At 41.0% G+C, this 20,560-nt stretch carries 14 protein-coding genes; 4 read left to right on the top strand and 10 right to left on the bottom strand.

Annotated features, from left to right (window positions below; all coding sequences use genetic code 11):
- The first annotated feature begins 8 nt into the window (after positions 1-8).
- Entirely contained in the window at positions 9-1,430 is a 1,422-nt protein-coding gene (gene cls, locus HMPREF1505_RS08645) for a cardiolipin synthase (protein ID WP_036924652.1), read from the top strand.
- A gap of 96 nt (positions 1,431-1,526) precedes the next feature.
- Here the strand turns inward: cls and rsmD are convergent, their stop codons facing one another.
- Both rsmD and HMPREF1505_RS08635 read right to left on the bottom strand, forming a co-directional pair.
- Positions 1,527-2,057: a 16S rRNA (guanine(966)-N(2))-methyltransferase RsmD gene (gene rsmD / locus HMPREF1505_RS08640; RefSeq protein ID WP_036924651.1), complete on the bottom strand. Its 531-nt coding sequence runs from the start codon at positions 2,055-2,057 to the stop codon at positions 1,527-1,529.
- Positions 2,058-2,173: 116 nt separating this feature from the next.
- Positions 2,174-2,986 (bottom strand): DUF3822 family protein, encoded by an 813-nt coding sequence (locus HMPREF1505_RS08635; protein WP_197017519.1) that lies wholly within the window; start codon positions 2,984-2,986, stop codon positions 2,174-2,176.
- 228 nt (positions 2,987-3,214) lie between these two features.
- Between HMPREF1505_RS08635 and HMPREF1505_RS08630 the strand changes: the two genes are divergently transcribed.
- Both HMPREF1505_RS08630 and HMPREF1505_RS08625 read left to right on the top strand, forming a co-directional pair.
- A complete protein-coding gene (locus HMPREF1505_RS08630; RefSeq protein ID WP_013264496.1) occupies positions 3,215-3,718 on the top strand; it encodes a CidA/LrgA family protein in 504 nt (167 codons plus the stop codon).
- Positions 3,718-4,467 carry an LrgB family protein gene (locus HMPREF1505_RS08625; protein WP_051412354.1) on the top strand — a complete coding sequence of 250 codons (750 nt, stop codon included), beginning with the start codon at positions 3,718-3,720 and terminating at the stop codon, positions 4,465-4,467. Before HMPREF1505_RS08630 ends, HMPREF1505_RS08625 begins: the two co-directional genes overlap by 1 nt.
- Positions 4,468-5,092: 625 nt before the next feature.
- On the opposite strand, the gene HMPREF1505_RS08620 is transcribed toward HMPREF1505_RS08625, so the two are convergent.
- Both HMPREF1505_RS08620 and HMPREF1505_RS08615 read right to left on the bottom strand, forming a co-directional pair.
- Positions 5,093-6,160 carry a Fic family protein gene (locus HMPREF1505_RS08620; protein WP_036924646.1) on the bottom strand — a complete coding sequence of 356 codons (1,068 nt, stop codon included), beginning with the start codon at positions 6,158-6,160 and terminating at the stop codon, positions 5,093-5,095.
- A gap of 433 nt (positions 6,161-6,593) precedes the next feature.
- Entirely contained in the window at positions 6,594-7,349 is a 756-nt protein-coding gene (locus HMPREF1505_RS08615) for a LuxR C-terminal-related transcriptional regulator (protein WP_036924643.1), read from the bottom strand.
- 395 nt (positions 7,350-7,744) lie between these two features.
- Between HMPREF1505_RS08615 and HMPREF1505_RS08610 the strand changes: the two genes are divergently transcribed.
- A complete protein-coding gene (locus HMPREF1505_RS08610) occupies positions 7,745-10,039 on the top strand; it encodes a TonB-dependent receptor (protein WP_231480380.1) in 2,295 nt (764 codons plus the stop codon).
- A gap of 194 nt (positions 10,040-10,233) precedes the next feature.
- Here HMPREF1505_RS08610 and HMPREF1505_RS08605 read toward each other — a convergent pair whose 3' ends face one another.
- The 6 genes from HMPREF1505_RS08605 to HMPREF1505_RS08580 all read right to left on the bottom strand — a co-directional run bounded on the left by HMPREF1505_RS08605 (position 10,234) and on the right by HMPREF1505_RS08580 (position 19,945).
- Positions 10,234-13,056 (bottom strand): pitrilysin family protein, encoded by a 2,823-nt coding sequence (locus HMPREF1505_RS08605; protein WP_036924637.1) that lies wholly within the window; start codon positions 13,054-13,056, stop codon positions 10,234-10,236.
- Between the two features lie 201 nt (positions 13,057-13,257).
- On the bottom strand, positions 13,258-14,859 hold the full coding sequence (locus HMPREF1505_RS08600; protein ID WP_231480379.1) for a DUF6850 family outer membrane beta-barrel protein: 1,602 nt from the start codon (positions 14,857-14,859) through the stop codon (positions 13,258-13,260).
- A 45-nt stretch (positions 14,860-14,904) separates the two neighbouring features.
- Positions 14,905-16,026: a DUF4876 domain-containing protein gene (locus HMPREF1505_RS08595; RefSeq protein ID WP_036924633.1), complete on the bottom strand. Its 1,122-nt coding sequence runs from the start codon at positions 16,024-16,026 to the stop codon at positions 14,905-14,907.
- Positions 16,027-16,056: 30 nt separating this feature from the next.
- Positions 16,057-16,572, bottom strand: coding sequence for a T9SS type A sorting domain-containing protein (locus HMPREF1505_RS08590; RefSeq protein ID WP_036924695.1), 516 nt, complete (start codon positions 16,570-16,572; stop codon positions 16,057-16,059).
- A gap of 38 nt (positions 16,573-16,610) precedes the next feature.
- Positions 16,611-16,991 (bottom strand): hypothetical protein, encoded by a 381-nt coding sequence (locus HMPREF1505_RS08585; RefSeq protein WP_036924630.1) that lies wholly within the window; start codon positions 16,989-16,991, stop codon positions 16,611-16,613.
- Positions 16,991-19,945, bottom strand: coding sequence for a TonB-dependent receptor domain-containing protein (locus tag HMPREF1505_RS08580; protein WP_036924627.1), 2,955 nt, complete (start codon positions 19,943-19,945; stop codon positions 16,991-16,993). Before HMPREF1505_RS08580 ends, HMPREF1505_RS08585 begins: the two co-directional genes overlap by 1 nt.
- Between the last annotated feature and the right edge of the window lie 615 nt (positions 19,946-20,560).

Below are 20,560 nucleotides of genomic sequence, written 5' to 3'. Positions count from 1 at the left end.
GAATATAGATGATTTATGTTCATTGGGCATTCTTAGCAGTCTACGTTGTTGTCATCATTATGGTGATGGTACGCGTATTGATGGATAACCGACAGCCAGCCAAGACAATGGCTTGGATGTTGGTGCTAACGTTTATCCCAATGTTAGGTATCATTCTTTACTTCTTCTTTGGTCAGACTACACGTAAAGAACGTAAGATATGGCAGTATAGTATGGACCAGCTGACCAAGCATTCCATGTTGGAGTTTGTAGAACAGAAGCGTCTTCATCTGCCTAATGAGTACCGAGAACTCATCAACCTCTTTATGAATCAGAATTGGGTCTTACCATTTAAGAATAACGAAACAGAGATTTATACTTCTGGATACGAGTTCTTTCCTTCTTTGTTAATGGAGATTGGTAAGGCTGAACACCATATTCATTTAGATACTTTTATTATTGCCAGTGACCCCTTGGGACAGATTATTGCTGATGCTTTGATTGATAAAGCACGACAAGGAGTTGAGGTACGTGTCATCTATGATGATGTAGGTTCTTGGAAAACAAAGAATCGTTTCTTTGACCGTATGCGTGCTGAAGGAATAAAAGTATATGCCTTTATGTCTGTACGCTTCCCAATCTTTACCAGTAAGGTGAACTATCGTAATCATCGTAAGATATGTGTCATTGATGGTGAGGTGGGCTTTATCGGTGGTATGAATATTGCCAATCGTTATGTGAAGGGGATAAAGAAATTGGCTTGGCGTGATACGCATGTTAAGATAACTGGTGCAGCGGTATATGGTTTGCAACGTGCCTTTTTGGTAGATTGGTTTTTTGTGAGTCGTGAACTAATAACCAACCATGTTTATTATCCAGTCAGTAAGGTTGCTGAGAATGATAGTCTTATTCAGATTGTCACCAGTAGTCCAACAAGTTTATGGCCAGAGATTGAGCAAGGTTACGTAAGGGTACTTACCAGTGCGAAGCAATATGTCTATATGGAAACACCTTACTTCCTTCCTACCGACCCAATCCTCTTTGCTATGCGTACTGCAGCCTTGTCGGGAGTAGATGTAAGACTGATGATTCCTTACGAGACAGACACAAAGATTGTGGAATGGGCTTCACGCACATACGTCTTAGATACAGTGAAAGCGGGAGTAAAAGTTTATTTATATAAGGCTGGTTTTAATCATTCTAAACTTCTTGTTGCCGATGATAGTATAGCAACGATTGGTTCTACTAATGTTGACTTCCGTAGCTTTGAGAATGACTTTGAAGCAAATGCATTCTTCTATGATAAGAAAATAGCATTAGAAGTAAAGGATATCTTCTTAAAGGACCAAGAAGAGTGTGTTGCCTTAGAAGATGTGCGAAACCTTACACATCGTTCTTTCCTACAACGGTTGTGGGAATCAATGGTAAGGCTCTTGAGTCCACTGTTGTAAAGGTAGGAAGCTAAGAAAGCTTTAACCTAAATCAGACAATATTGTTAACTTTCCGATATAACTCTTTTATAGACAGTTTTACGGATAAAGCTGTGTTTATCTAAACAAAGTGAAGTTCACACTACCATAGCTTCTGTGTTCAATGAAGTGCGGGTGAGCGGAGAAATCATTGTTCTTACCATGTTCAAAGACCAGTAGTCCATCTTCCTTCAATAAGTCATATTGGAAGATGAGGTCTGGAATAGTCTCCAACTCTGGCAATGCGTATGGAGGGTCAGCAAAGATCAGATCAAATTTCTGATGACAACTTTTTAAGAAACGGAACACATCTCCTTTTATCAATATATGCTCGTCTGTGCCAAGTTTCTCCATACATTGGCTGATAAAGCGAGCATGGTCACGGTCTTTCTCCACGCTTATCACTTGTTGGCAACCACGTGATAAGAGTTCTAAGGATATACTACCCGTACCAGCAAAGAGGTCGAGTGCCGTTGTTTCCTCCCAATCCACGTAAGCATTGATAACATTAAAGATGTTCTCTTTAGCAAAGTCTGTTGTAGGGCGTGCCTTGAAGGTACGAGGAACATCAAAATGTCTGCCTTTATATTTTCCTGTTATAATTCGCATAGTTTCTATTTTTAGGAGATGAAGGAGTTAAGGAGTGAAATGGAGTTAAGACATTTGTATCTGTGGGAGATGTGTGGACTTAATTCACTCTACATCTTAATCTGTCTTTCCTTCTTTTATTCCAGATAAATTGTTTTCATGTCGTAGGGAATATCTGTACGTTTAGCCAACTGGCTATTGTTGAAGTAAACTTCCTGGTTGATAACCCTACAGAACTTCAAATGTTGTTTTACTTTTTCAATGAGCCAGTCTTGATAAGGAATGTCACCAACAATATATAACTCATCTTTCTCTACATCCATTCCTGTTAGCTTCCATATATAAAGGAGATAATACAAAGCATCATGCTCATTAGTTGCTTCGTATGAATTGCTGAAACGGAATCTGTTTTGTTGGAAACTGAAAACCTCCATACGCTTCTCATGGAAATAAGCATAAAGTTTTCTACGTGGACCAGCGTATGAACGGCGATAGAGATGCGTCCATACCGACTGCATAAGTGGTTGTATACGAATATCCTTGAAATGGTCGTCGATAACGAGCTTGAGGTCTTTGTTAATTGCAAAGACAGCAATCGCATTCAAGTCTGGTAGGATACTCGATAGAATCTCCTCATTACCTTGTCTATGGTAGGTATGATGATAAAGCGTTTCGATATCCTGTGTACCAAAGTCGTCAATAGGCATAAGCATCACAGGGGTATCAATCTCTGCTAACAAACGTTTGTATCCGCTCTGCAGCAATTCAGAAACCTTGAAGGCTTCACGTAGATTGGCAGCAACAGAGATACCCATATTCATCTCGTAGGGTTCATAAACGAGCATACCATTCTCTTGTGGATCACCCACAGTAAATGCCATGTTGTTTCTGCTAAATCTGATAGTAAGTCGCAGTTTTTTATCGGATATATTATTGTCTGTTTCTGTCATTACGAACGTTCTATAGCTTTTTATCACCTGCAAACTTACACATTTTTTTCCGATTTCATTGGTTATCTGCTTGATAAATATCATCGAATGGTATTCTTTAAAGTATTAAAAAAGGGAAAATTAGCGTTTGATACTTAAAAAAGCTATAACTTTGCACTCGCTTATTAAATGCTATAACTATTCAAACGAACATGTTTGATGGTGGTGTTTGAATAATAACTTTTTTACATGGCAAGACAGTTCTTTGTTATCTTCGGATGCTTAGCATTGGGAGAGTTTATCGTTTGGGCTACAGGAATAAAACTGCCGTCCAGTATCATTGGTATGCTTCTTCTTACACTTTTTCTAAAGTTAGGATGGGTGAAGTTAGCTTGGGTGGAGCGATTATCACAGCTTCTAATAGCAAACCTTGGCTTCTTCTTTGTACCGCCTGGGGTGGCTCTTATTCTCTATCTTGATCTTATTAAGGCTCAATGGTTCCCTATTGTTACTGCAACAGTAGTCAGTACTCTTCTTGTTCTTGTTGTTACAGGACAGATGCATCAACTTGTCATAAAGTTTGAACGTCGGTTGATGGCTATGGACTTACTTCATCATCGTGCCCATGCGCAGAAGATGAAGAAGGTGCTGGAGGAAACCGAAGAGGTTGAGGCCATGGAAGAGGCTGAAAGAATAGAACTTGACAAAGCGTTACTCGGACAGGATAAGATAACTAAAAAGGAGGAAAAATAATGAATTCGTGGGATGAAACAATCGGTCAGACTATTGACCTTATACAGGATGGTAAAGATATCTTTTCCAATCAGTATGTTATTTTGGCATTAACTTTTGCTGCCTTCTTTTACATAAAACGTCTACAGCAGCGTACTGGTTGGATGTTACTCAATCCTATCTTGATAGCTATCGTACTTATTATCGTCTATCTCAAGATAACTGGTGTTTCTTTTGGTGTCTATAAGCAAGGTGCCCAATTAATTGACTTCTGGCTTAAACCAGCTGTTGTAGCCTTAGGCGTACCACTTTATTTACAGCTTGATGCTATAAAACGTCTGTGGTTACCAATCGTTCTGTCACAGTTTGTTGGCTGTTTGGTGGGTATTGTGAGTGTTGTTTTCGTAGCACAGCTTTGTGGCGCACCTGATATTATCGTTCTCTCAATGGCAAGTAAATCAGTAACAACACCTATCGCTATGGAGGTGACACAGAGCCTCGGTGGTATTCCTTCTCTTACTGCTGCCGTGGTGGTTGTCACTGGTATTATTGGTGCTTTGGTAGGCTTTAAGATGTTGTCCTATGGTCATGTAAATAGTCCTATCGCACAAGGTCTCTCTATGGGTGCTGCCTCTCATGCCGTTGGTGCATCAACAGCGATGGCATATAGTAGTAAGTATGGTGCTTTTGCGAGTTTAGGTATTACGCTGAACGGTATCTTCACAGCCCTGCTTACTCCAACGGTTCTCCGCCTAATGGGGATTATTTAGGGCGTCTTTGTGTAATAGCGTGATAAAGTCTACTAAAGTAAGAAGGACTTATATCCATTATTACACGTGTATTTTTAATTTCGTTTTGCTGTCACATTTAACATTTCATGTAATCCTACTGTTACATAATAAGTTAGCTAATAAATTAGGGTGACAGTAGTGACAGCAAAATTGTTTTCACTGGGAAATGCTTTGGTTCTTCTGTTAAATGCATAGATAGGAAACTGAATAAAGGCTTATTGCTTACATGGTATGACTTTCCTGGATCAATGGTCTAACAAAGGAGACATAGTATGTAGGAAAGACAAACACATATTATACCTATCATTACCATATCTCTCCGTATTCTACAAACAACTTATCCCTATACTAACCAATATTACAATACCCTATACTTGGTTATCAATCATTTATAAAGTTGATACTACACAAAGCATCCCGAAAGTTTATGAAAAATATTTTTGCTGGTTAACTTGGGATAATAAGAGGCAAAAGTTACATCTGCGAAAAGCTAACTGCGACATTCACAGAAAACGGAATGTCGCAGTTAATCAAAGGAGTGTTCTACCCAGTAGCAGACTAAATGTTTGAGAAAAGGTTGTAGTGATGCAACCTTTTTGCGTGTTTACTGGGTAAGAAAGACTCTCCAGCTTCCATCTTTCTCACCACGCTCCACATACTTTTTAGAAAGCAGTTTATCCAACAGTTTTTGGATAGCTGACACACTAATACCTGTTTCCTCTTTCATGTCGTTCAGAGTCAACGTAGGCTGTGTGCGCATGGCGTTCAATATTTTGGTGTAGTTAGGCGAGCGGAAAGAAATTCTTTCGCCGTCATACCACCAAACATTTTCATTCTTTTCGCTGATGAAGAGCACATCGTTATAAACCTCTGTTGCCACAAGCTCATTGAAATATTTGAGGAATGGACGAATATCGCCAATGTTGGCGTGTGCTCCGTCGCTCGGCAGAGGGCCGACTTCAAGGTCAGACTGATGCAACGCTTCCAGATACTCGCTCTTCTTGCGGCTGCGCACAACAATCATCGGATAATTGTGGCGTGTGAGAATGAAGTTGATCATCAAACGGGCGATACGTCCATTGCCATCTTCAAAGGGGTGAATGCGTATATAACGATAGTGGAACAATGCCGCCAGTTCGATAGCTGAAAGTTTCCCTTTCTTCTCGGCTTCATTGTACCAATTCACCAAGTCAAACATCAGCCCCGGCGTTTCTTCGGGCGAAGCGTACTCAAAGCGGTCGCCATACCTTGTTATCACACTATTGGGGCGCGTCTTATACTGACCTGCGTGTATCACATAATTTGTCTGCACACCACCAGGCAGATTGCGGTAAACGGTGTAGTTTTCACGAAGCAGTGTTCTGTGCAGTGTGCGGATGAAGTTTTCTGTCAAAGGCTTTTCTTTGACAGCAGCCTCTTCTTTCATCATTTGCAGCCCCACGTTGCTTGACGTCATCTCGTGCACGTCCCTTATGTCAGCCTCGCCAATCACCTTGCCGAATAGCAGAAGAATCTCGGTCTGACCATAAGTCAGTGTGTTGCCCTCAATGTGGTTGCTATTATAGTTGAAGTCCACGGTGAAGCGGCGGCTGAGCCTATCCTTGTCCTTCTCTGACAATGGCTGAATATCGCGCCAAGCAGCCAATGCCTTCTTTATATTTAGATACTTCATACAGACATATTTATTTTAAATACATCGCAAAATTATGAAAAATGTTTGAGAAAAGGTTGTAATGTTACAACCTTTTTGTTGAATTTTACTGTTTTTGTCTTTTCGTATATAATATAAGCCGTTAGTTTATCGTCTAAATATTAGGTCGTGTGGAATTTATACACACTATTCCACGAATAATTTTAATTTCGTTTTGCTGTCACATTTAACATTTCATGTAATCCTACTGTTACATAATAAGTTAACTAATGAATTAGGGTGACAGTAGTGACAGCAAAATTGTTTTCACTGGGAGATGTTTTTTAAAAGGAAACACAGTGTTAGAGCATGTATAGACCATTTAATCGATAGGCGTCTTTTCAAAGCCAAATGAGTCTCAATATTCACTTACTACTTGAATGTGTATCTTCGCCTTTGCCGTAAATTATTATTTTTAGAAGAGTTTGTTTAAGATAGCTCTTGAAATAGCTTCGGTGATATTCGCCACGCCTAATTTGTCAAAGGCGTGACGTTTGTAGGTTTTAATAGAATCTAATGAGCGGCACATTCTGTCTGCTACTTCTGTCATTGTTAGTCCCGCTGCTGACAATCTAAGCACTTCGAGTTCCTCTTCTTTTAGCGAAACTCCTTCACATTCCATCCACCGATGGCTTTCGAAAGAGTACTTCCAATAATTGCGGAGCCCATTCTTGTGGAACTCTACATGCCCAACTGTTTTATGTGAAGATAGAGAAACAACACACATACCTATCCATATCTTGCCATCGTCAGTTAATAGTATAGGAGTAAGCTGGTGGTTGATCAGTCTGCTCCTTGTTCCACTCTTCAGATGAAAATGATATGACATGGAATATTGGTGTTTATCAACATTGTCGAAAGTATCAAAGAACTTAAAACCACTTCTGTTCAACTCAACAAGCATTTTTTGTTCTTCCTCTGGTACATATTTCAAATAAAAACTATATCCCAATTCCTTCACCTCCTTTGCTGTATGACCACAAAGAAACAAAGGGTTATCTGATACATAAAGAAACTCCTGCTTATAATAGTCTATCAAATAAATGCTCTGATAGGTTACACGTGCAAAGGACTCTACTGTATGAATCAATGTGGACAGTACATTAGAATCATAATCTGGTGCATTGCTTACAGTATTCGACGCTATAAAGAATTCTTTTATATCTGTCATATATGTTCAACTTAATAAGGTCCCTCTATTTTATTTTCTACAAAAGTACATTTTTAATGCAGAATATCGCAAGAGAATTACACAAAAGTGTAAAAAACAAAGAGAGAGGAGCAAATTTACACAAAAGTGTGATAGGTGTTTTTTGGAAAAGAAGTATTTTTGCCATATAAATCAAGAAACAAAAGAAATTATGTGAATATTGTATTTATAAAGCAACATGATCACACTTTGATGTTAAATTTAAGCAAACAACTAAGAATTACACTTTTGCGTAGTGAAAATTAAAAAAAGAATTACATTTGCAACATCGAAAGACAAGAAAAGTTGTCGGCATATCATGATGTTGACTCCAAAATTATAATAAGACAATACATATAATAAATAATATAATGTTTATGAAAAAGAAAATTCTCACGTTGCTCATGTCTGGCTGCTATGGTATTCTTGCAGCACAAACTACGGGAACGGTCGTAGATGAAAACAAGCAACCATTACCAGCTGCAACTGTTTCGTTATTTCGTGAAAGCGAAAATAAGATGATTAGTGGAGTGGTAACTGATATGAATGGTGGCTTTGAACTGAATACGCATGAAGGAGAGAACTATAGAATAAGGATATCTTTTGTTGGGTATTCTACGCAGGAAATTAAATGCCAAAACATTTCTAAGCACCTTTCGGTGGGTACAATCGTGTTGGAGCCAGAGAGTAAGCAGCTTAATGACGTTACAGTGACTGCCAACAACGTAATACAAAAAGCTGACCGCCAAATAATTATCCCTAATCTGCTTCAGCAAAAAACATCAAGCAATGGTTTAAGTTTGTTGCAGCATCTTCAGCTTTCACGAATCTCTGTAAATACTCTCGACAGTAAGGTGACTACCACTATGGGGGATGCCGTAGAGTTACGTATTAATGGTGTAAAGGCAGAGATACAGGAGGTGAAGGCTCTCTTGCCGGCAGACGTATTGAGAATAGAATATCATGATAATCCTGGTCTAAGATACGGAAATGTAGCTGCCGTAATTGACATTATCTTAAAAGAAAAGAAGAATGGTGGAAGTATCTCCGGAGAGTTTATGAACACTATCAATCCCTTAGGTATAGGAGATTATCAGCTATCGGGTAATTATCATGTAGGTAAGTCAAACTTTAAGACGTCTATAAACTGGAATCGGCGTGATATAAACTGGTTACGTGAAAACATGGAGGCTTTCAATGCAACGACACCCAGTATCAACAACTATGAGATAGGGCAAAAGACAAAGGCACAATATGATAACATCAATCTATCCATAGGATACGATTACATACATAGGGGGAACATATTGAGTGTTACTTTTCGTGATTTATATAACAATACACCTCATGCGGTATTTGATAGAAATTCCAAACTTATTCAGAATAGCAACACATTCAATATCATGGACCGCACCAAGTCAAGGAGCAACAATCCATCGTTAGATATTTATTATCAACATGAGTTTACCAAGGATAAGCATCTTTTCTTTGACCTGATAGGAACATATATCAATACTAAGAACGACCGTTTATATCGCCAATCTCAGGGAAATTCTGTACAGGAAATATCTTCTCATGTCGATGGTAATAAATATTCGGCTATAGCTGAGGTTATTTACGAACAGAAAATCAAGGATTCGCGGTTGTCATTTGGTCTGCGACATCAGCAGATGTACACAAAAAATGCGTACGATGGAAACACATCCTCAAGCGTAAAGATGAATACAGGTGAGAGTTATGGTTTTGGAGAATGGGCTTCAAAGTTAGGGAAACTGGATTATATGGTAGGTGTAGGTGCTATGAGAACCTATGTTAGTCAAGGAAATGCCAAACAGGTAAAATATATATTTCGCCCGACTATTCAGCTGGGGTACCATTTCAACAATTATCTGTCAATACGTTATAAAGCCTACATGGGAGGCTACGCACCCTCACTTGCCGAATTAAGCGATGTTGAACAACACATAGACATTTACCAAATACGCCGTGGAAATCCAAATCTACAGGCGGTCAGATTTTTCTCTAATGAACTATCAATTAGCGTAGGATCAAAATATATTAGTGCAGAATGGTTTACTCGTTATAGCTATGATGATAAACCATATATGGAAGAAACAACCTATTCGAATGGCTTCTATGTTAGGAGTTATGCCAATCAAAGAGGCTTCCATCGTCTGAACTCTCAAATAAACCTAAAAGTACAACCTTGGAAGGATTATATATCCATTCAATTAACCCCATTTGTCAATCGCTATATCAGCAATGGCAATACCTATACGCATACACATACTAACTGGGGCTTGCGTGCCAACTTAATGGGAATGTACAAGAATTGGTATGTAGGCGCGAATCTTGAGACAAGTTTTCATAGACTGTGGGGGGAGACACTTAACAAAGATGAGAAATCACATAGTATAGTTTTTGGGTACAATAGAGAAAAATGGGGTGTAGAACTACAGTTGCAGAACATCTTCAGTTCACGTTATGAAATGTCTGTAGAAAATCTTTCCCAGCTTGCTCCTTATAATCAAATGGTATGGTCGAAAAATCTATGTAAAGTTTTTGGCATAGACTTTCATTTCAACCTGAACTTTGGAAAGCACGGTTCTGAGGTGAACCAACGGATTCATAACTCTGATACTGATGCAGGTATTGTACCAACAACGAAGTAGCAGATAAATATAAATCCACACAGATAAAGAGGAAATCGAAAAACTTTCAAAGAGTAGACGTTATATTAGTAAGGTCATAGATAAATCCTCTCGAACACCAATAGCAGCGAAGAACAGCCATATCAAAGCACTCCGGCTTCGATATGGCTGTTTTAAGTAGGGTTACTTTGTGCAACCTATAATATAAGTACGGCTTACATTCCCTTTTCAGACTGCATCGTCACTTCAATGCGGCGGTTGCTCTTGATAAGGTTGCAAGCAATGCGCTGGATGTCAGCAGCTGTGATATTGCGTACGATTGTCTTGTAGTCCTTGTCAAAGTCAACACCGTGGCGAAGCTGGTTGTATATCACGTAGAGCCAGTAGTCATTGGTAACAGAAGACTGGTCATACTGCTTTAGGAGGTATTCCTTCACCTTCTGCAAACTAACAGCCTCTGGACCCTTATTGGCAATATGCTCAATCTGTTTGGTGATGATTGGCATTACCATGTTATACTTGTCTGGGTCGGTATCAAAGGCAATCTTCAACAGAGCGTGAGGATTGCTTGTTGCGTTCAGACTCTGCTGTAGTTTCACACCATATACCCCACCTTTCTCTTCACGGATAGAGTCGGTATAGGCGATAGACAATACACGCTTGAAGACATCGAGTTCCAAATCAGCCTTAGCTGTGTAAGGTTCGTCCCATGTGTAGAAGATAGTTACACGTGCCAATGGGGTCTTCATCTTCTTTTCAAAGCGGTGAGTCTCGTTGCAGTTGCGCACGTCAGGATAAGTCTTCGCAAAGGTTTCCTTCTTACCTGTTGATGGCAGAGTTGCAATATACTGCTCCAAGAGAGGGCGCAACTGAGCGATGTCAATGTTACCCATGACAATCATCTTGAAGTTGGAAGCATTGCTGAAACGCTCCTTGTAAATCTCAAGAACACGGTCATAGCTTACCTTGTCAAGCGAAGCTGCCTTAAGTGGTTGTACACGTGGCGAGTTACCGTAAACGATAGCTGCGATAGAGTCGTTGTAGCTAACGTTAGGACTTGCTTCACGGTTGGTGAGGAAAGAGCGCATACGGTTGAGCTCTGACTGGAAGGCTTGGTCATCACGACGTAAGTTTGTAAAGTACAAGTAAGTAAGTTCAAAGAGTGTTCGGATGTCTTTGATAGATGAGTTACCGCTGATAGATTGTGTCTCATCACCTACACCAGCATTGATGCGAACGGTCTTACCTGCTAAGAACTTATTAAGTTCCGTAGCACTGAAACGTCCTACACCACCTTCCTTTACAGCAGCTGAGATAAACTGTGTGTTAATCAAGTCCTTAACAGGATAGAGGGAAGAACCACCTTCTGCAAAGAAGTTCAGTGTCACAGCATCCTTCTGGTAGTCGGTCTTCTTGAAATATACCTTCACACCATTGCTCAGCGTGATTTCTGTTGTTCCGTGCAAACTAACTTTCTCACTCTTGATACGTCCCTTCTTCGGTAACGTCTCTATAAGTTTATCGTCCAACTTCTTCTCTACATACTTAGGATAGGTCTTTGCCTGTGCATCAAGAACCATCTTTTCAAACTGCGCATCTGAGGGAACATTTACGCCTGCTTTGTCTGGAGAATAGACAACAAGCACTTGATTCTTGTTGGTGATAGCCTCACGCATAGCCGTATTGACCTCGTCGAGTGTTACCTCGTTAAAGAATTGATCATCCAATTGCTTGTCGTATGCTTCTGTGGTGATGGGTTCATTATCGAGAAAGTTCTGCTTTGCACGACGCACATAGTATGAATTGCGACGGTCGTTACGCTCATTGTATTGGCGGTCAATTACCTTCTGGCGGAAAGCTTTGGCACGGGCAAGTTCTGACGGAGTAAAACCGTGCTGACGAATCTGCTCTATCGTACCCACTGCAGCATCGAACGAACCCTTTACATCTTCCTGACGAGCACCAAAGGAAAGGACAAAAGCATCTTTTGTACGACTAATCAAGAACTGACCCATACGTGCAGAAGCACTCAAGCAAGGCTTTGGATTCTTGTCCTGCATCTCGTTAAGGCGTTCACCAATCATATAAGAAACCAAGTCGTCAACATATCCGTCTCGCTGATACTTCACAGTAGACTTCTCTGCATCTGGTGTAGCCTTACGCTTCATATAAAGTGTAACGAGCATGATAGGTTGTTCTGAATCCTTTAGTGATGCCACAATCATCTTGTCGTTGTCGCTTACTGGGAAGTATTCACGATGAGCAGCATTCTCGGGCATTGGAATAGCAGAGAAGACAGACTGAATCTTCTTCTCTATCTTGTCTACATCAATATCACCCACAACGATGATAGCCTGCAAATCTGGGCGATACCACTTGTGGTAATAGTCACGAAGTGCCTTGTAAGGGAAGTTGTCTACAATCTCCATCTTACCGATTGGCAGACAGTCTTCATACTTCGTACCGCGATAGATAATCGGCAAAGCCTCCTCCATCAAGCGCTGTGAAGCCATACCAGCACGACGAGTACGCCACTCTTCGTGAATAACACCACGTTCCTTGTCTATCTCTTTGTCCTCAAGGTCTAAATAGTGGCTCCAGTCGTGGAGGATAAGTAGGGTAGAGTCGATGGTTGATTCCTGCTTTACAGGTACTGAACTGACGTTGTAAACGGTCTCGTCAATCGAGGTGTAAGCATTGAGGTTGGTACCGAACTTAATACCATGTGCTTCACACCAATGTACGATACTTGGTGAAGAAGGTGTGTTCTTGAAGTTCTTACTTCCATTGAAAGCCATGTGTTCAAGGAAGTGAGCCAATCCTCTTTGGTTAGGTTCTTCGAGAATACTTCCTACACGCTGTGCAATGTAGAAGTCGGCAATCCCTTTCTCCTTGGCATTGTGGCGTATGTAATAAGTCATACCATTCTTCAACTTACCCATACGGAAGCTGTTGTCGGTAGTGACCTTCTGCGCCATAGCACCTGTTACGAGGAGCAGGAGCACAAGCGCATTGATGATTCTTTTGTTTATTAACATAATATGTGATTGATTCCTTTTATAATTTCTTTATGTCTGTCTGATTTTTATTCTTTATAGGATAATGTCTTCCTATCGATGAGTTGTTTTCGTCTTAATAACATATTGCGTTCTTTTAAGTACTCTGCACGAGTGGTGCGGAGGCTCAACACCACTTGTGCGAACGCTTAGCACCACTCGTGCGGACCAATAGTAAAACTGTTAGAAGGTGCAACCAATAGTCAGTCTGCCCGTTGAATAGTTCCTACCTATGAGATAAGCGTTGCCGTCGTTGGTATGCCGATGAGTGAAGTCGAAGGCTGTGTAGGTCTTCATCTTGGTGCCTGGGAGTACAAAGGCATATTTAAGTCCGAGTTGGAGGGAGTATTGTGGGTCTGTAAGATACTTATACTCACGATACATCAGTACGTCCATCGTAGGGAAACCGTTCTGCTTGTCAGAAGGTTTAGCTAATGTCCCATCCTCGAAGGCATCGCCCTTTCCCTTCTTATAGGCAAAGCCCGCCTTTAATGACAATACCCCTTTGCGGAAAAGAAGGTTACGCGTAAGCCCTGTGTAAGCCTCCATTGTACGGATATCCTGACGGCGGAAGTAAGGATAGCTGTAGCCAGTCTGCTTACGTTGTGCAATGTTCGCACCTGCTTCTACCGTCCAGAGAGGTAACTCATTTATAACGCCATAATAGCCAGTATAGCCAAGATGCACATCATTCCACGCCTTATTGGCACTCTTTACCGGGTCAAGATACTGATAGAAGTAGGCTCCCTGTTCATTCTTGTTAGAACGATAAGCATTCATCTCGTTGACAAGGTTCTCGCTTGAGAAACTAAAGTCAAGATGGTGTATCTGCTTATCGAGGTTCAAAGTTAGGCGTGTCTGATAGTCATAGATGTTGCTATGATGATTGGAGTGAACTATCGTATAGGGTGACTTCCTGCCATAATAACCCTTTCGGTAAGCCATATCCAAATGGTTAAACCATGAGAGGTGTGGGAGGATTTCCCAGCCTAATTGTAGACCTAAACCATGATATTCATTGAGCATAGGTTGCTCCCTATTGCTATCAGTAAAGCCCGAACTACTGAAGGGTTCCGTCTTACCAATCCACGGACCATAGTTGATATAAGACGTAAACTCCTGTGCATTTGAAGCGTAGGTACTAAAGATTACGCTCTCTGTGTTCCGTCGGTAAGTATAATTAAAACCAAGACTAAAAGGCTGTAATGGTATATAGACGCCTGTGGTGAGGGCTAAATCCATCAGCTTTGTCTTATGTCTTAAATCCTTATACTTAGCAACGTTTGCTGCAGTGAAGTCCACCTTTGTACCAATGGCAAGTCCTTTATATATCTCCCAAGACAATGCGCCCATAAGATTATAGGTGTCACGATGCTTTGTGCCAGCATTATTTAGCGAGTCTTCGACAATATCGAACGGCAAACGTTGGGTCTGTATGAACGCCGAGCCAGTCATATTACGCCCAGAGAAGTTGTCATAACGCATACTCCCCGATAGGACAATCCTGTCTGTTAGGCGATAGAATGAAGACACGTTAGCACCCGCTTGCACGGTACGTGGCGACTCGTCATAGTTGACAAAGCCTCCCTTGCCATATTGTGCATAGACTTCAGCCAAGGAAATGTTCTTTGTCTTAAATCGTACTAAGGCTGCAGCATTGTCACTTCTCAGCCATGCATTGCTATTGGCAACGAAGCTAAAATCACGATGGAGCAGACTATCTTTAGCCTGCTCCTGTGCGTTGAGGCTGGCAGAGAGGGTTACTCCTGCCAGTATAAGTGTCATGAACCTATATCTCATCTTACAGGTTATGTTCTTTTATCATCTATTTTACTTGTCTCTAAGTGAGAACTGTTTGCGCTCGTGGAAGTCAGAAGTAGAGTTGTTTGTGTCCATGTAGACAATCTTTGCTCCATTCTTCATAGATGCTTCAGCGTCAATATGACTTGGATCTGCACCATACTGATAGTTATAAACCAGCTTATCGGCATTGCCTTCAATCTTCTTTGTCGCTACAGCGTCTACATTACGATATACGCTATGACCAAGTTTGACAGTCTGCATGACGTAGCCGGCATCTACGTCAGAGCCGAAACGCTTCTTACTCTTACTCTCATTAATTTTCTCATAGACCTCAACACCGTCAATAATCCAGTCTGTTGGGACCTTCAATACAGCATTTATTTTGTTCAGAGCTTTGCCTGGTGCGTATGTGATATTACTTGCATCGTTTGCGAAAGCGGCAGGTGTTGTGTTCTTTGTTTGGAAGATAAAGAAGCCAGGAGAAGTTACACTAAGTGGCCAAGCATTACCCTGTCCATATTCTACTGCCTTAAGGTATTGGTTGGTAGGGATAACGTCTGCTGGTGTTGGATAGTATTTTGGATTCTTAAAACCAGACTCTGGGTCGTACATAGTATAGTAGTCTTTATTGGCATAGTTGATACTCTGTGGGTAGGTCTTAGTATTATCTATTGCCCCCATACAGCAGATAACAACCTGTGAATAAGGCTCGATAATCAATGAATTAGGGAAGTACCATATACCACAAGCTGCTGGAACCCAGCCCTGTGAAACGTAAGAAGGCTCTGTCGCTCCTGTGCTGTACCATGCGTTCGCAACTGATTGTGCATTATAGGGGTCTAATATACCAATAGCTAAGTTGCTGATTACTGCTGTCTTACCACCATTGTTATAGAGGATAAAACCCTTGTCCATCTGGAAGAAATTCTTGGGATCGTTTTCGATTGGTACACCTGTCGTGTACAATTCTTTGATGATAACTTGGTCAGCATTCTGATCAGGCAACTGGAAGGTAACGTTCTTTACATCTGATGCCTTGATGACTTGTACAGTACCATCTTTATGTGTCACAACCATGTTCCATGTTTGTGCGTTGATGTTGCTGATGAAAGCAAATACAGCAACAAGGAGAAGTAATATTTTCTTCATATCTTTTCTATTTAATTTCTTATGTTATTCTTATTTATTCATAAACTTAAAACTCTTAGTTGGTGTGCGAAGGATGTAGACACCCTTAGGTAAAGACGAGAAATCAAGGGCAACTCGTCCTTCACCATCTGCTGTTACAGAGCTGATTTGTGTACCATTAAGATTGTAAATAGCCACTCTTGCACCTGCTTTTAATCCACTTACTTCTGCATTACTGAATGAGAATTGAGGTGTGTTAGATTCATTCTTTGGGTCATTCGAAGGCACACTACTAATGCTTGTTGTCACCGTCTTCTCAATAAAATGGTAATCCTGTACGCCTGTCAGGGCTGTTGTTAGTTGATTCCCATTATGGGTAATAACAAGGTTGTTACCCTCTATGGTTATAACAGGAAATGACTCCAAAGCGAACTCGGTCGTTGTTCCATTCGTCTCGGTCAAGACAAGGCAGGTTATCATCTTCTTTTGTACTGTCTGTGCAAAGCCACTAAGGGGTATGTACGACAGTGCTAAAGCGATAAGCCCTATAAAACTTATTTTCTTCATAAACATTGTTTTTAATTTATACTATCTTTATTTCTCTTTTAATTCACGATACGTTTCTTCGACATTACTAATGGTAGGGTTACCACGCGAGGAGAGTCTATGGAAACAACTATCTGCGACTTGGCACCATTGAAGAAGTAACGGTAGTCCACAGTTTCCTTTCTTGCTGAACTGCTGACCTTATACAAGCCTGAGGGAACACTGAAGTGAGCCACTCCCTCAGCGTCTGTACTATCAACGAAGGTGCTTGCCACGGCATCTTGTAACTCTACACGTAAGCCTTCATACGAGCCATCGTATGTGCTTGGAAACTCTAACTTCACATCAAAGTTGACTACATCAAGTCCTTCATCATAGTCAGCACATGAAACTAACAGCGTCATCACGCATACTGCAAGTAAACAAAATATCTTTCTCATTATATCTTCAATCTTAATGAAAGTCCATAATAGAAGCTCGGAACATATCCACTACCAAAGAGACTTGTCTCAAGTCCTGTTTGTGATGAGTGTACCTGAGCAAGCGTGTTGAAGAAGTTATTGGCGTAAAACGATATAGATACGTGTTTGCCAATTTCCTTTGTTACACTCAAGTTAGCCGACCAGAACGCACTCAACTTATTCGGATTCAATGTGTAAGGGTAGTTTGTTCGTACAACCAATTGTGCTAAGTCGTTGTATAACCCTCTGTCGTTCGTTGCTGCCCAACGCAATTTCTCTGCAAAAGGAACCAATGTCTCTGGTGCATCCCATGTGCTGTAATACTCAGGATAGACGATAACTGTCTGATTCTCTGTCTTACCATTGTATGCCTCACCAAAGTATTCATTGCCACTATTCACAACATATCCGCGACTACTGGTAGCTCTGCTGTAAGTATAGAGTGAACTTTCCAAACGCAAAGCTACGATAAGTCGAATCTTTGGTATATGTGTCGTCAGTGTGACATTCATATCCACTTGCCCACTAACCGAACCGTTTGAGGCTGAAGCATTGGCGGTATAGTTGGTTGATGTAGCTGCACCACCACGGTAATAACCAATATATTGATAGAGTTTACCGTCAGACTGACGTGTATTCAGACCTACTGGAACATCCGCAAAGAGCGTTTCGTCCTGTGCCTTATAATGATAATACTTACCATCAACACGTACCTGTGTTCGGAGCACCTTAATCTGTTTGAAGTCTACAATCCATTCTAAGCCATAGCGACTCAATGGGTCAGCATTCACATATTTTGTGTTGGTGACGTAGGTGTTACGTTCGTCATAACCGAGAGCGACTGGGGCTTTCACGCCACTGGCATCACTTACCGTCACAATACCTGTCTGTGGGTCAATCGTAAAGAGTCGATTAGCCGTAGCAATACCGCTCGCTTGAAGTTTAGCAGGTGATGTGTACTTATAGGTGAAAGGTGTGTAAGTGTTTGTTGCCATGTAAGGATTGAAAGTCTTACTATGGAAGAATGAAAGGTTGATGTCTGCTATCTTCGTTCTCATCTCCACACCTAAATCCCACTGGTTGGCATATTGCCATTTCAAGTTAGCATTGTATCGTGCCTTTGAAGGGTGAGTGTAATAGGCATAATAAGAGCGATTATTAGCATCACTGGTAGATGAGAATGCCAACATATCACGATAAGATGGAGAAGGGTAGAGTACTTGGAAACTCGGAAGTTTCACGCTCTTTCCCCATCCTGAGTGCAAGCTAAGACTGTTCACCCAACTATCTTGTCCGAAACGAAGCATATAACGCATATTCAGTCGTGGCGAAAGACTACCCACTGTTCCATATTCTGAGCCTGGAATCGAGGTGATATCCTCACGCACACCTGCTGTCAGTTCAACATTCTGTTTGGTGTTAATAGCCATTGAGAGCTTATCCTCGGCATAGAGTGCCATATTGTTCAAAGCGGGTAGGGCATCAAAACGATATTCACGCCATGTCGGTGCGTAGCGCATATCTTCGTAGTGTGTACCCTTTCCCTTATTCCTACTGCTTGTCCATTCTGCACCAACAAGTAAGCGATTGCGGAACTTTCCAAATGATTTATTCCAATTAGCCTTTAGCTTCAAGCTATAGGTTAACGGCTTGGAATCGCCAAAACCACGCAGATACCAATAGCCTGTAGGACCAAGAATGATGTTGGCAGAAGGGTTCTTATCGTAGTCTTCTGCAATGTTATATCCTTCCGTCAAGGTGTGGATATAAGGTTGTGTAGAACTACTGCTTTCGTTGCTGTAGCTTTCTGAGCGTTTGTCAGCGTAGGTGAAGGCTGCTGTAAAATTAAGATTGGTTATCCATGACTTGTTCAATAACCAGTCAAGGCGCACATTACCACCCACATTATTGTCCTTAACCTTATAATAACTGTCCAAGTTGCGGTCTGGATCAGCCTTCGAATCATAGCCTCCCACACCACCATTCAGCCCTATATCCAACGTCAGAGGTTGTGTCTTTTTCATAAAGACATTCATATAGTGCAACGATAGCACATTGCGCTGATAAGCAGTGTAAGGCGATGCTGCGTCCGAGAAAGAGCGTGCATGCTCAAGGGAGAAGTTGATAAGTCCAGCGTTCTTGCCTAAGTCTAATCCTTTGTGAAGGGCTATCTGGCGGGTGTGTTGGTTGATACTTCCTTCCAAGATGAAAGGTGAACTGCCTCTACGTGTCTTCACTTTTACTACACCATTGGTGAGGTCGCCGTATTCTACAGAGGCAATACCGGGTACTACCTCCACACTTTCAATGTTAGAAGCACTTACCCCCCGTGTGCTCACACCAGCTGTTTCACCCATCATAGCATTATTGTTCAGACGAACACCATCCACTTCAATGGCTGTACCAAACGACGCATTGCCTCGCTCTGATGAACCGCTACGCAAAGTCAATTTGCTATCATTCATCAAAGAAGGGTTCACACTCTTACCGCCCGGCAGGAGTTGGGCAATATCGCCCAAAGTCATTATCTGTTGATTGTCCAACGTCTTACGGTCAATGGTGTAAGAGGTTGTTATCTCGTCTTTCTTTCGATGCGCAACAACCTGTACTTCATCGAGCTGAAGATTGTCTTCGGCAAGGCGCACGTTGAGCGTGGCACCATCATTATTAATGGTGACAACTACTGTTTGTTCTGCGTAACCAAGGCAGGAGATAACTGCAGTACACTTTCCTTTCGGTACGTTTTTTATCGTGAAACAACCTTTTTCGTCCGTAAAAGCGTACAAGCGATTTTCCTTCAATGTGACTGATGCGTAGGCTATAGGCTTACGATCATCTTTGCCAACAACACAACCTGTCAGTGTTTGTGCAATTCCATTGATACTTAGTCCGCAAAATACAATAGACGCTATTATCCTATTCGTGAAGTCCATGACTTGCAAAGATAAGACGATTTAACAAACTCTACAATACTCAAAAATAGGTATTTATTTGCTTTTCTTTATGAATAGAAATTGATTTTATCATATTAGATAAGCTCCTTCTGATATATGGAATGATAAGGGGCAGCCCAATGTGTGAGAAGAAACGATATCTAATACTTTATGAGTAGTATATTTTTGTAAGGTTATAAACCGCCTAAAAGAGTGGTGTTAAGCCTCCGCACTACTGGTGTTTACCGTCCGCACCATGCGTGCGGAGCCTCCGCACGTTTGCTAAGAAATTGTATCTGTTATATTGAAGTTCCTCTTGCAGAAGTAAGCTTTATCACTCCATATATCGGATAAAGCTTATAGGATTTTCTAATTTCTCGAGTGATATAACCTATTGCATAGCTCTTGATATTCTCCTAACCCTTTTGGTAGATTCGTAATAATTAGAGGCTCACCACACGCTCTGTTTCAGAGTGCCGATTATATAGTACTTTTCCTAAAATAAATTTTGCTGTCATTTCTGTCATCCAATGTTGTGTCCTAACTGATTAGTTTACAGTGTAGTTACATGAAATGTTAAAAATGACAGCAACTTAAAATAAAACTATTCTTGTA

The sequence above is a fragment of the Prevotella sp. ICM33 genome (assembly GCF_000517825.1).
Taxonomy (GTDB): domain Bacteria; phylum Bacteroidota; class Bacteroidia; order Bacteroidales; family Bacteroidaceae; genus Prevotella; species Prevotella melaninogenica.
Note: the sequence above shows the minus strand (reverse complement) of the source record. Positions and strands in the feature narration are given on the sequence as shown.